This window comes from Castellaniella sp. FW104-7C03 (assembly GCF_040276085.1).
Classification (GTDB): Bacteria; Pseudomonadota; Gammaproteobacteria; order Burkholderiales; family Burkholderiaceae_B; genus Castellaniella.
The window spans coordinates 51654-64798 of the sequence record NZ_JBELOK010000008.1; the positions used below are offsets into that span (position 1 = coordinate 51654).

Below are 13145 nucleotides of genomic sequence, written 5' to 3' on the forward strand. Positions count from 1 at the left end.
CGTTCTATGCAGGAGATTGTACCTGCTACCCATCTGGCTGCGGGGTTTGCCTGCGGCCAGATACCCGCTCGGGGGCGATGAGTGCGTCAGCGTGGCAGCTGGGATGTACCCATCAGATACTCGTCTACAGACCGCGCACATTGCCGGCCTTCGCGGATCGCCCAGACCACCAGCGATTGGCCGCGTCGCATGTCGCCAGCCGCAAATACCTTGGGCCGTGAGCTGCAGTAGTCGTCCGTGGTGGCACGGATATTGCCTCGTGGATCGCGCTCGACACCGAAGGCATCCAGCACCGTGCGCATTGGTGAGACAAAACCCATCGCCAACAGCACGAGATCGGCCTGGATTTCAAATTTCGAGTCTTTGACCTCGCGCATTTTCATCTGCCCAGTGGCCTTGTCCTTGAACCATTCCAGACGCGTGGCCACCAGCTTTTCCACCTTGCCGCCCTTGCCTTCAAACGCCTGGGTGCCGACGGCCCAGTCGCGCTGGCAGCCTTCTTCGTGTGAGGACGACGTGCGCAATTTGATGGGCCAGTAGGGCCACACCAGCAGTTTGTCTTCTTCTTCGGGAGGGCGGAACATCAGCTCAAACTGTGTCACCGAGGCAGCCCCCTGGCGATTGCTGGTGCCCACGCAGTCCGAGCCGGTGTCACCGCCGCCGATAACGATCACGTGCTTGCCTTTGGCGTTGATCGGTTTGACGATCCGGTCTCCGTGGTTGACCTTGTTTTGCTGGCGCAGAAAGTCCATGGCAAAGTGCACGCCCCGCAGATCGCGTCCGGGCACGGGCAGGTCGCGAGGCTGCTCGCAGCCGCCAGACAGGACCACGGCATCGTGCTGGGCCAGCAGATCGTCCGGAGAGATGACATTCAGGCCGTCTTCTGCATGTTCGGGCAGCCCGATGTAGGTGGACGGGAAAAACTCGACCCCTTCGGCCTCCATCTGTGCCAGACGCCGGTCGATGTGGATTTTCTCGAGTTTGAAGTCGGGGATTCCATAGCGCAGCAAGCCGCCGATGCGATTGTTTTTCTCAAACACCGACACATTGTGACCAGCACGCGCCAGTTGTTGTGCGCAGGCCAGCCCTGCGGGGCCGGAACCCACGACAGCTACCCGTTTGCCTGTTTTTCGTGCGGGTGGCTGGGGGACAACCCATCCCTCTTGCCAGCCGCGCTCGATGATGGTGTGTTCGATGGATTTGATGCCAACGGCAGTGTCGTTCAGGTTAAGCGTGCAGGCGGCCTCGCAGGGGGCGGGGCAGATGCGGCCGGTGAACTCCGGAAAGTTGTTGGTGGACAGCAGCGTGTCCAGCGCGCGCTTCCAGTCCTGCTTGTACACCAGGTCGTTCCAGTCGGGGATGATGTTGTTGACAGGACAGGCGTGAGTACAAAAAGGTACGCCGCAATCCATGCACCGGGCACCCTGTACGCGCGCTTCTTCGTCGGTAAGCGGTGAGACGAATTCCTTCCAGTGGTGCAGCCTGGACTCGGGGGCCTCGTAGGCAGGCTTGACCCGGGCAAATTCCATGAAACCAGTGATTTTTCCCATGATGCAATATTCCTTCAGGCGGCCAGATCGCGGGTCTGTGACGCTTGCCACAGTTCGCCCAGTGCGCGGCGGTATTCGGTGGGGGTGGCTTTGACAAACGCAAGGCGTGCCTGGCCCCAGTCATCCAGTATTTCGCGTGCGCGGAAACTGCCGGTTTGGCGGAAATGGTTTTCCACCAGCCGGTGGACGATGGTTTCGTCGGTTTCACGCTCGCTTTCACGCGTCTGGTGATGCCAGTACTGGATATCGCCGGCCTGTTTCTGGGCCTCATGCGTGGGCATGGGCTCCAGCAGCACCATATCGGTATTGCACCGTTTGGCCAGAAGATGCTCGGGATCCCAGACATAGGCAACACCGCCGGACATCCCTGCAGCAAAGTTGCGTCCTGTTTCACCCAGCACCACCACTGTGCCGCCCGTCATGTATTCGCAGCCATGGTCGCCGGTGCCTTCCACCACTGCGACGGCACCCGAGTTGCGCACGGCAAAGCGTTCGCCTGCCACACCATTGAAATATGCTTCGCCGCCGGTGGCGCCGTACAGCACCGTGTTGCCTGCGATGATGTGGTCTGGCCCGAAGCCGCGGAAATCATTGGGCGAACGCACAATCAGGCGCCCGCCGGAGAGCCCCTTGCCCACGTAGTCGTTGGCTTCGCCCACCAGATCCAGTGTGATGCCGTGGGCCAGGAACGCGCCAAAACTTTGGCCGGCAGCACCGTTGCACTGGATGTGGATGGTGTCGTCGGGCAAGCCCTCGTGGCCGTAGCGGCGAGCCACTTCGCCGGACAGCATGGCGCCGATTGTGCGGTTGCGGTTGCGTACCGGTGTGATGAACGACACTTTTTCGCCGCGATCCAGAGCAGCCTTGCTGCGCTCGATCAGTTGGTGATCGAGCGCGTGGGCCAGCCCGTGGTCTTGTGCTTCGGTGTGGTGTACGGAATCTTCAGATGTCACCTGATGGAAAATCCGGCTGAAATCCAGCCCGTGCGCTTTCCAGTGGCTGATGCCTTTGCGCATATCCAGCAAATCTACCCGGCCGATCAGTTCATCAAACGTGCGGATTCCCAGTTGCGCCATGATTTCGCGCACTTCTTCAGCCACAAAGAAGAAGTAATTCACCACGTACTCAGGCTTGCCATTAAACTTTTTGCGCAGGGTGGGATCTTGCGTCGCCACGCCCGTGGGGCAGGTGTTCAGATGGCATTTACGCATCATCACGCAGCCTTCAACAATCAGCGGAGCCGTCGCAAAGCCGCACTCGTCGGCACCCAGCATGGCTGCGATCGCCACGTCGCGGCCAGTTTTCATCTGTCCGTCGGCCTGTACGCGGATACGGCTGCGCAAACGGTTCATCACCAGGGTTTGCTGTGTCTCGGCCAGGCCCAGCTCCCAGGGGATGCCCACGTGCTTGATGGATGACACGGGCGAAGCACCGGTACCGCCATCGTGGCCGGCAATCACCACGTGATCAGCCTTGGCCTTGGCCACGCCTGTGGCCACCGTGCCGACGCCCACTTCAGCCACCAGCTTCACCGAGATCGAGGCTTCCTGATTGACGTTTTTGAGGTCGTGGATAAGTTGCGCCAGATCTTCGATCGAATAAATGTCATGGTGCGGCGGGGGCGAGATCAGGCCTACGCCAGGCACCGAATAGCGCAGTTGTGCAATGTATTCCGACACCTTGTGGCCGGGCAGTTGACCGCCCTCGCCCGGTTTGGCCCCTTGAGCCATCTTGATTTGAATCTGGTCGGCACTGCACAGGTATTCGGCGGTGACGCCGAATCGGCCCGAAGCCACCTGTTTGATGCGCGAGCGCAGGGAGTCGCCGGCTGCCAGGGGGATGTCGGCCACGATGCGGTCTTTGCCCAGTACCGATGCGATCGAGTCGCCCTTGCGGACAGTGGGTTTGCCGGCGCGCATTTCAGCGCGATAGCGCAAGGCGTCTTCGCCGCCTTCTCCGGTGTTGGACTTGCCGCCAATGCGGTTCATGGCCACTGCCAGCGTCGTGTGCGCTTCGGTGGAGATCGACCCCAAGGACATCGCGCCTGTGGCAAACCGTTTGACGATCTCCTTGGCGGGTTCCACCTCGGACAGCGGGATCGCCCGGGCGGGATCGACGCGGAACTCAAACAGGCCGCGCAGCGTCATGTGACGGCGGGATTGATCATTGATGAGCTGCGCATACTCCTTGAATGTGGAGTAGTTGTTGGCGCGTGTGGCATGTTGCAGCTTGGCGATGGAGTCCGGCGTCCAGAGGTGCTGTTCGCCGCGAACCCGAAACGCATAGTCGCCACCTTCGTCCAGCCGGTCGGTGAGGACGGGATCGGTGCTGAAGGCCGCCTGGTGAGAGCGCATGGCCTCTTCGGCTACCTGGAAAATATCGATGCCTTCGATGTTGCTGGGTGTGCCGCTGAAGTATTTCTTCACCAGGCTGTTGTGCAGCCCGACGGCCTCGAAAATCTGCGCACCGGTGTACGACATATAGGTTGAGATGCCCATCTTGGACATCACTTTCTTGAGACCCTTGCCGATTGCCTTGATGTAATTTTGAGTGGCGTGCGGGATCGTTGCTTCCATGCCCGCCAGGGTTTCCAGAGCCAGCCAGGGGTGGATGGCTTCTGCACCATAGCCGGCCAGCAATGCAAAGTGGTGGGTCTCGCGCGCCGAGCCGGTTTCCACGATCAGGCCAGTCTTGGTGCGCAGCCCCGCACGGATCAAATGCTGATGGATGGCCGAGGTGGCCAGCAAGGCCGGGATCGCTACACGGTCGGCATCCACCAGGCGGTCACTGAGGAGCAGGATATTGTTGCCACTGCGCACGGCATCCGCCGCGGTGGCACACAAAGATGCCAGACAGGCTTCGATCCCTTCACGGCCCCAGACCACAGGATAAGTGATGTCCAGTTCGCAGCAGCGGAACTTGTCGTTGGTCTGGCGGCTGATGTGGCGCAGTTGCGCCATGGCAGCCTGGTCCAGCACGGGCTGGTTGATTTCCAGCCGCAAGGGTGGGTTGACGTTGTTGATGTCCAGCAGATTGGGCTTGGGCCCGATGAAGGACACCAGCGACATCACCAGTTGTTCGCGTATGGGATCAATTGGTGGATTGGTCACCTGGGCAAACATTTGCCGAAAATAGTTGTAAAACGGCTTCGGGCGGTCGGAGAGCACGGTCAGGGGGGCATCGTTGCCCATCGAGCCAATCGCCTCCTGGCCAGTAGTGGCCATGGGTTCGAGGATGAACTTGAAGTCTTCCTGCGTCCATCCAAAGGCTTGCTGACGGTCCAGCAGGCTGGCGATGGGGGCGGGCGTGTCGTCGTCTTTTACGACAGGCAGGTCGTCCAGCTTCATGCGCAGCCGCTCAATCCACTGCGGGTAGGGATGCGCGTTGGCCAGTTGGGATTTGATCTCTTCGTCTTCGATGATGCGGCCTTGCTGCAGGTCGATCAACAGCATCTTGCCCGGCTGCAGACGCCATTTCTTGACGATCCGGTGCTCGGGGATCTGCAGCGTACCGGCTTCAGAGGCCAGCACCACCAAGTTGTCGTCGGTGATCAGGTAGCGCGCGGGGCGCAGGCCATTGCGGTCGAGTGTGGCGCCGATCTGGCGGCCATCGGTAAAGGCCACGGCGGCCGGCCCGTCCCAGGGCTCCATCATGGCGGCGTGGTACTCATAGAATGCGCGCCGGGATTCGTCCATGTCGGCGTGCTGCTCCCAGGCCTCGGGGATCATGATCATCATTGCGTGTGCCAGCGAATAGCCGGACATCACGAGCAGCTCGAGGCAGTTGTCGAACGTGGCGGTGTCGGATTGTCCTTCATAGACAATCGGATAAAGCTTGGCGAGATCGTCACCCAGCACCGCCGAGGACATCACGCCCTCGCGGGCGCGCAGCCAGTTGAAGTTACCCTTTACGGTATTGATTTCGCCATTGTGGGCAATCATCCGGTAAGGGTGCGCCAGCGGCCAGGCTGGGAAGGTGTTGGTCGAAAAGCGCTGGTGCACCAGCGCCAGGGCTGATACGGCACGCGTATCGGCCAGGTCTCGGTAGTACACCCCCACCTGGCTGGCCAGCAACAGGCCCTTGTACACCACGGTGCGTACCGAAATGGACGGCACAAAGTATTCCTGCCCGTGTGCCAGCTGCATGCGCTGGATGGCATGGCTGGCAGTCTTGCGGATGACATACAGTTTGCGTTCCAGGGCGTCGGGCACCATGATGTCCGGCCCGCGGCCAATAAACAGCTGCCGGATCACGGGCTCGCAGGCACGCACGGTGGGCGACATTTGCATGTCGTGGTCAATGGGGACATCGCGCCAGCCCAGTACGACCTGGCCCTCATCGCGCACAGCCCGCTCCAGCTCGCGCTCGCATGCCAGGCGGGAGGCCGTTTCTTTGGGCAAAAACACCATGGCCACGCCGTAGTCGTCGGGAGGCGGCAGACAGACGCCCAGGCTGGCCATTTCGTCGCGGTAGAGCTGGTCGGGGATCTGGATCAGGATGCCGGCTCCATCGCCCATCAGTTCGTCTGCGCCCACGGCGCCCCGGTGATTCAGGTTTTCCAGAATCTTCAGCGCCTGCTGAATGATGGTGTGGCTTTTGGTGCCTTCAATGTGGGCCACAAAGCCCACGCCACAGGCGTCGTGCTCGTATTCGGGGTGGTAGAGGCCCTGGGCGGCAGGCAGGCCGGGAGGGCAATAGGCAGGGTGTGTCATGGCAGGGCTCTTCAGGCAAAATCGCAGAGTCCACCGTCGCCGGTGGAATAAGAAAATTACGCTGTGGAGCCCTGATTCACAACAGCTTTTTTATGATGTGTCCCCTTTTATTGTGTTCAGCAGGAAGTTAGCATTAAATTAGGGACGTATCAATAAATTTGAAAGGATTAAGTATAGACGTAGAAAACACTATTCTGTTCATGGTCAATTTTGGCCAAAATCCCAAAAATATTGTGCTGTGTGCGGTTTGCCACATCACCCCGCAGGCGTGGATTACGCCAAGCTGATTATTCATGTGCCGGCTGAAGCAATCCGTCGATCAGCACATGGGGCAGGCCTCGCGAGCAAGTTTCAACCCGCGCGTCCACCTGATAGACATCAGCCAGGGTTTTGGGGGTGATAACGGTCTTTGGCGCGCCTTGGCCCACCAGCGTGCCCGCCTGGATCAGCAGGGCGTCATCACAGCGCTGGAGTGCGATGTTCAGATCGTGCAGCACGATCAGGGTAGTGAGCCCCTGAGTGAGGGTCTCCTGGCGCAGGAGATCCATTACATGGCACTGGTAATTCAAGTCCAGGGCAGACAAGGGTTCATCCAGAAGCAGCAGGCGTGGCGTGCGGATCAGGGCCTGTGCCAGGCCCACAAGTTGCTTTTGGCCACCCGATAGCTCGTCCAGATAGCGCATCGCCAGGTGTTCTATACCCAGCCGTACGAGCATCTGCAAAATATGCTGTGGGCTGACCTGCGGCGCCTGGGGGGCCAGATCAGATGCCCGGGCCGCCACCATGACAGACTCAAAGACTCTCAGGTGCAGGGCCGGTGGCAGGGATTGCGGCAGGTACACCACTTGATGGGCGCGCTGCTCAAACGATAGCTTTGTGAGATTGAGATTGTTGAGCAATACTTGGCCATTGCAGGCAAGAAGACCCGCAACGGCCTTTAGCAGCGTGGATTTGCCACTGCCGTTGGGGCCCAGCACGGCCACCAGCCGGCCCGGGGCCAATGGCCCGGCGTTTAGCGGCTGGATGGCCGTATGCCGGCCGTATGCCACCGAGAGATCCTGAATCTCCAACATAGTTAGCGCTTGCCTGGGTTCATTTCACTTCTCTGCGTAAAACAACTGACAGGAAAAACGGTACCCCGATCAGTGAGGTCACGATCCCGACGGGCACGAGAACCCCTGGGACCATATTTTTTGAGGCAATCGAGGCCAGCGACAAGATGACACCACCCACTAAAGCACTGCCAGGCAGATAAAAGCGGTGATCTTCGCCAAACAGGCGCCGGGCGATATGCGGGGCAATAAGGCCCACAAAACCAATGGTGCCCACAAACGAAACAGCGAGGGCTGCCAGGATGCTGATGCGCACCAGCGCCTTGAGCCGCAGACGTGGCACGTTGATGCCAAAGCTGGCTGCGCGATCTTCGCCCAGGCGCAGGGCGGTCAGCTTCCATGTGTCACACAGCGACCAGGGCAGCAGCAGCCCGATCACCAGCAGCAAGATCCATAGTCGGGGCCAGGATGCCCGTGTGAGGCTGCCCATCGTCCAGAACACGAGGTCTTGCAAGGCCTGAGCGCTGGCGATGAACTGCACGAGAGACACCGCCGCATTAAAAGAAAACACCAGTGCGATGCCAAACAGAATCAGACTGGAGGTGCTCATGCCACCCCAGCGGGCGACCAGATCAAGCACGAGCGCGGACAGCAGGGCGAAGACGAAGGCGTTGACTGCAACTGCCCAGGCTTGTGGCACTCCGGGCAGGGATATGCCCAGCACAATCACCAGCGATGCGCCAAAGGCCGCCGCAGAGGAGATGCCCAGGGTAAACGGGCTGGCCAGGGGGTTGTTCAAGATGGTCTGCATCTCGCCACCCGCCAGCCCCAGCGCCAGCCCTACCGCCACGGCCATCAGTGCGGAAGGCAGGCGGATATCCCAGACAATGACGCGAAGTGTGGGGTTGGCCTGCGCAGGCTGGAACAAGGCCTGACGGAGATCTTCCCAGCCCAGGCCGGAGGGGCCAAGCGTGAAATCCGCCAGTATGGAAATCAGGATGATGAGCCCAAGCAAGGACACCAGCAGCCAGCGACGACGCAGCAGTTGCTGATATTGCTGCATGGTGTCGGGAAGGGGGGCTGGTGCGGCGTTCATGGGCTGACCACTTTTCTGGGCCGCCCTCTTGGGGCCGGGCTGACGCGTCGCGAGGCCAGTCGGCCCAGGTGGCTTAGAAAGATTTTCTCGCCCAGTGCCCATTGTCCGTGCAGGGCGGCTTCGATCTGGCTATTTTGTGCGGCCGTCAGGCCGGCCGTCAGGCGCTTGCGCCAGGTGGCCTGGCGGGCGAATGGCGTGTCGCCCTCTTGCCAGTAGTCGGGGTGATCCAGCAGGCAACCCGTGAAGGCGCTTGCTTGGCCTGCATGCTCTGCGGCGGATGACCATGGCCATTGCGTGGCGTTGGCCACCAGGCCGGTTTGCGCAGCCAGCGATTCAACCCACAGCATGGCGGGCAGTACCCAGCGGCCCGGCTCAAGCAAGGCGTTGTGATAGCGTCCGGCATATACCCGGGTGCGCAGCAGCCCGGAACCCATTCTTCGTCCCAGGGCCTGCATCAGGCGCGAGAGCGAACGGGGATCTCCGGGTGTGGCCAGCAGTGTGATGCGATCGGGTAACACCGCCCAGGCATGTATCGCCACGGCCGGCAGGCTGCTGCCGGTAGCAGCGGATGTGATGAGTGGCGTAGGCCCGGGTGGCAGGCGCGTGGCATGGGAGAAGGTCTGTGCTTCCGCTGCCAGCCAGGTGGCAATCGTATTGAGGGCTGCCTCCGGCGTGGGCGCGTCGGCGGGCGCCAGTGCCCGGGCAAACCGGGCTTCCAGCAATTGCGGAATCCGTGGAGCATACAGACGGGGCAGGCGAGCCATGAGGGGCGGTGCAGCCATTGCTGGCCGAAATAGCCTAGGAAGGCTTAGATTGTATAGAACTCGACATCCGAAGTTACGTTGGATGTGCGGCGGGTGTGCTCTGTGCATGCCAGAATGATGGACGGCTTTGACTGCAGAGATCCATCAGAAACCAATTCAAACGATCGTTTGAATTTTTACTGCAAATCAGCGACAATCGAAGAATCGGCTTTCGGATAGAGCTCCCAGCGGTCAGGGGCTGACCTGCCAAGGAGCCGCCCATCCGAACCTTCCATCACCGAGAGAGGACACCTTATCATGCAAACCAGTCAGTCCGCCCCCCTGTTTATCCGCCGTGTGGCGGTGTGTGGCGCAGGGGTTATGGGCGCCCAAATCGCGGCCCACTGTGTCAATGCCGGCGTGCCGGTGGTACTGTTTGACTTGGCCAAAGATGACGGCCAGGGTGGCAAAAATGCGATTGTGCAGCGTGCGATTGCCCAGCTTAAAAAACTGAATCCAGCCCCCTTGGGCGTCTCCAAACTGGCTGATCTGATCACGCCGGCCAACTACGACGAAGACCTTGCTTTGCTGGCCGATTGCGATATTGTCATCGAGGCCATTGCCGAGCGCCTGGACTGGAAACGCGACCTCTATCACAAGCTGGCGCCTGCGCTAAACCCGCATGCCATCGTCGCCAGCAATACTTCGGGCCTGTCGATCACGTCTTTGTCCGAAGCCCTGCCCGAAACCCTCCGACACCGGTTTTGCGGAGTGCACTTTTTCAATCCGCCGCGCTATATGGCGTTGGTCGAACTGATCCCCACAGCGGCTACCGAGCCGGCACTGCTGGATCACCTTGAAACCTTCCTGGTGTCGCAGCTGGGCAAGGGGGTGGTGCGGGCAAAAGACACGCCCAATTTCATCGGCAATCGCATTGGCGTGTTTGGGATCCTGTCTGTGTTTCATCACACCGCTGCCTTTGATCTCCCCTACGAACTGGTCGACGACCTGACAGGCACCCGCCTGGGTCGCGCAAAATCAGGCACCTACCGTACGGCTGATGTTGTGGGGCTGGATACACTGGCACACGTCATCGACACGATGAAAGATCAGTTGCCTGACGACCCCTTCCATGCGCATTTCACGATTCCCCCTGTGTTGGCGGGTCTGATTGAAAAAGGCGCGCTGGGCCAGAAAGCCAAGGCGGGCTTTTTCAAGAAAGAAGGCAAGCAGATCCTGCGCATGGATCCCAAGGCCGGTCAGTATGTGCCTTCTGGCGAGAAGGCTGATGACGAGGTCAAGGAAATCCTGAAAGAGCGTGATCCTGCCAAGCGCCTGCAGGCGCTGCATGATTCCGATCATCCCCAGGCCCAGTTTGTGTGGGCTGTCCTGAGGGATACCTTCCATTACAGCGCGGTCCATCTGGGCGAGATCGCCGATAGCGCGCGCGAGCTGGATCAGGCCATGAAATGGGGCTTTGGGCACAGCTTTGGGCCTTTCGAGATCTGGCAGGCAGCCGGTTGGCAGCGGGTGGCAGGTTGGATCAACGAGGATATTGCTGCAGGCAAAACCTTATCGTCCGCGCCGCTGCCCCAGTGGGCCACACAGGGCCCCGTGTGGGAAACTCAGGCCGTGCATACACCAGAGGGCTCGTACAGCCCGGCGGGCAACGTCTACGTACCGCGCAGCACCTTGCCGGTGTATCAGCGCCAGATCGGGGCGCCCCGGCTGGTGGGCGAAGGCCCGGTACTGGTGCCGCAGGTTGTCTACGAAAACGACGCCATCTTGTGCTGGACCTTGCCTCAGCCGCATCCGCAAAATGTGTTGATTGCATCCTTCAAGACCAAAATGCATACGCTCAGCCCCGATGTGGTGCGCGGCGTGACGCACGCGGTTGATCTGGCAGAGCAGGGCTATAAGGCGCTGGTTATCGGCCAACTCGAAGACCCTTTCTCGGCAGGGGCTGATCTGAAAGCCATGTTGCCGGCTTTCATGGCCGGTGGCGTCAAGGCGGTTGAGCCCATCCAAAAGGAAATGCAGGACATGGTGCTGCGGGTGCGCTATGCCCAGGTGCCGGTGGTGGCAGCCGTGGCCGGCCTGGCACTGGGCGGTGGCTGCGAGCTCTCCGTGCATTGTGCCCGTCGTGTGGCGCACCTCGAAACCTACATTGGTCTGGTGGAGGTAGGTATCGGCCTGGTACCGGGTGCGGGTGGCATGACATATAGTGCGCGCCGCGCAGCCGAGATCCAGGCCCAGTCGGCCCCGGATGCGCCCTTGCTGGCTTATGTCAAAAACTTTGTGCTGTCCGTGGCCACTGCCCGTGTGTCCAAGTCGGCACTCGAAGCGCGTGAGATCGGCTACCTGCGGGATTCCGATCCTATCGTGATGAACCGCCACGAGCTGCTGTATGTGGCGGTGCGCGAGGCAGCCAACCTGGCCGAGCAAGGGTACCGTCCACCGCTGCCCGCCCGCTTTGCGGTCGCTGGTCGGGATGCCATCGCAACCTTGCGTGCACAACTGGTGAACATGCAGGTGGGTGGTTATATCAGCGATTACGATTTTCACATTGGCCTGGAGGTGGCGACAGCCATCTGCGGCGGTGACGTCGATCCCAACAGCCTGGTGGATGAGGCCTGGATGCTCAAGCTTGAGCGCAAGGCCTTCCTGAGTCTGCTGGCCAACCCCAAGACACAAGAGCGTATTGCCGGCCTGCTGCAAACCGGCAAGCCCGTCCGCAATTAAGGAGACTTTCGATGACTGCCCTGCAACAAGCTTATATCGTCGCTGCGACGCGCACGCCCATCGGCAAGGCCCCGCGCGGTATGTATTCCCATACGCGCCCGGACGACCTCCTGGCCAGAACCATCCAGGGCGTGCTGGCCCAGGCACCGAACCTTGATCCGGCCGCAATCGAGGACGCGATCGTGGGTTGCGCGATTCCCGAAGGCCCCCAGGGCCTGAACGTTGGCCGTGTGGGCGTGCTGCTGGCTGGGCTGCCCCAGTCGGTGGCAGGTGTAACGGTAAACCGCTTTTGCGCCTCCGGCCTTACAGCAGTGGCCATGGCGGCAGACCGCATCCGCGTGGGTGAGGCCGATGTGATGCTGGCCTGCGGGACAGAATCCATGAGCCTGGTGCCCACCATGGGGATCAGCACCTCTTTTAGCCCGGATGTGTATCTGAATGATGAAAATATCGGCATTGCGTATGGCATGGGAGCGACAGCCGAGCAAGTAGCCGAGCGCTGGGATATCTCGCGGGCGGACCAGGATGCCTTTGCCTTGCGCTCTCATCAGCGTGCCCTGGCCGCACAAAAAGCAGGCGAGTTCACCGATGAGATGCTGCCAGTGGAGATTGTGCGCCGGATACCGGATCTGGCAACCGGCGAGGTGCGTGAAACGCGCCATACCGTCGCGCTGGATGAAGGCCCGCGGGCAGACACCAGCCTTGAGGCGCTTGCCCGTCTGCGCCCTGTGTTTTCTGCCAAGGGTAGCGTTACGGCAGGCAACAGCTCGCAAACTTCGGATGGCGCCGGTGCACTGCTGGTGGTGTCCGAGCGGGCGCTAAAAGAACACAATCTCACGCCTCTGGCGCGCTTTGTGTCTTTTGCTGTGCGCGGCGTGCCGCCTGACATCATGGGGATCGGCCCCAAAGAAGCAATTCCAGCCGTTCTCAAAAAAGCGGGTCTGCGCCTGGATCAGATGGGCTGGATCGAGCTCAATGAAGCGTTTGCAGCGCAGTCGCTGGCGGTCATTCGTGATTTGGGGCTTAACGAGGACGTGGTCAACCCCATGGGTGGCGCCATTGCCTTGGGCCATCCCCTGGGGGCCACCGGGGCGATCCGCTCTGCCACCACGATTCATGCCATGCGCAGGCACAATCTGCAGTACGGGATGGTGACGATGTGCGTCGGCACCGGGATGGGCGCAGCTGGCATCTACGAACGCTGCTGATTGGCCGCTGCCCGGGCAGCGGCCCCAAGCAGGGCTGGTTTT

7 protein-coding genes are annotated in these 13145 nt (G+C 60.8%); 2 read left to right on the forward strand and 5 right to left on the reverse strand.

The window, feature by feature from the left end; translation table 11 throughout:
* Positions 1-86 precede the first annotated feature (86 nt).
* From ABS758_RS10695 to ABS758_RS10715, 5 genes are all read right to left on the reverse strand, one after another.
* Positions 87-1550, reverse strand: coding sequence for a glutamate synthase subunit beta (locus ABS758_RS10695; protein WP_350382663.1), 1464 nt, complete (start codon positions 1548-1550; stop codon positions 87-89).
* A 14-nt stretch (positions 1551-1564) separates the two neighbouring features.
* On the reverse strand, positions 1565-6262 hold the full coding sequence (locus ABS758_RS10700; protein WP_350382664.1) for a glutamate synthase-related protein: 4698 nt from the start codon (positions 6260-6262) through the stop codon (positions 1565-1567).
* A 287-nt stretch (positions 6263-6549) separates the two neighbouring features.
* Complete coding sequence (locus ABS758_RS10705; protein WP_350382665.1) at positions 6550-7335, reverse strand: ABC transporter ATP-binding protein; 786 nt, start codon at positions 7333-7335, stop codon at positions 6550-6552.
* Between the two features lie 19 nt (positions 7336-7354).
* Positions 7355-8410 (reverse strand): FecCD family ABC transporter permease, encoded by a 1056-nt coding sequence (locus ABS758_RS10710; protein ID WP_350382667.1) that lies wholly within the window; start codon positions 8408-8410, stop codon positions 7355-7357.
* Positions 8407-9174 carry a hypothetical protein gene (locus ABS758_RS10715; RefSeq protein ID WP_350382669.1) on the reverse strand — a complete coding sequence of 256 codons (768 nt, stop codon included), beginning with the start codon at positions 9172-9174 and terminating at the stop codon, positions 8407-8409. Before ABS758_RS10715 ends, ABS758_RS10710 begins: the two co-directional genes overlap by 4 nt.
* A gap of 297 nt (positions 9175-9471) precedes the next feature.
* Here ABS758_RS10715 and ABS758_RS10720 point away from each other — a divergent pair, with 297 nt between their 5' ends.
* Both ABS758_RS10720 and ABS758_RS10725 read left to right on the forward strand, forming a co-directional pair.
* On the forward strand, positions 9472-11895 hold the full coding sequence (locus ABS758_RS10720; RefSeq protein WP_350382671.1) for a 3-hydroxyacyl-CoA dehydrogenase/enoyl-CoA hydratase family protein: 2424 nt from the start codon (positions 9472-9474) through the stop codon (positions 11893-11895).
* 11 nt (positions 11896-11906) lie between these two features.
* Positions 11907-13103, forward strand: coding sequence for an acetyl-CoA C-acyltransferase (locus ABS758_RS10725; protein WP_350382672.1), 1197 nt, complete (start codon positions 11907-11909; stop codon positions 13101-13103).
* The last annotated feature ends 42 nt before the right edge of the window (positions 13104-13145 follow it).

What these genes read in the sequence shown, in the direction of transcription:
- ABS758_RS10695 (WP_350382663.1), bottom strand. Translation starts at nt 1,550, where the DNA reads ATGGGAAAAATCACTGGTTTCATGGAATTTGCCCGGGTCAAGCCTGCC.
- ABS758_RS10700 (WP_350382664.1), bottom strand. Translation starts at nt 6,262, where the DNA reads ATGACACACCCTGCCTATTGCCCTCCCGGCCTGCCTGCCGCCCAGGGC.
- ABS758_RS10705 (WP_350382665.1), bottom strand. Translation starts at nt 7,335, where the DNA reads ATGTTGGAGATTCAGGATCTCTCGGTGGCATACGGCCGGCATACGGCC.
- ABS758_RS10710 (WP_350382667.1), bottom strand. Translation starts at nt 8,410, where the DNA reads ATGAACGCCGCACCAGCCCCCCTTCCCGACACCATGCAGCAATATCAG.
- ABS758_RS10715 (WP_350382669.1), bottom strand. Translation starts at nt 9,174, where the DNA reads ATGGCTCGCCTGCCCCGTCTGTATGCTCCACGGATTCCGCAATTGCTG.
- ABS758_RS10720 (WP_350382671.1), top strand. Translation starts at nt 9,472, where the DNA reads ATGCAAACCAGTCAGTCCGCCCCCCTGTTTATCCGCCGTGTGGCGGTG.
- ABS758_RS10725 (WP_350382672.1), top strand. Translation starts at nt 11,907, where the DNA reads ATGACTGCCCTGCAACAAGCTTATATCGTCGCTGCGACGCGCACGCCC.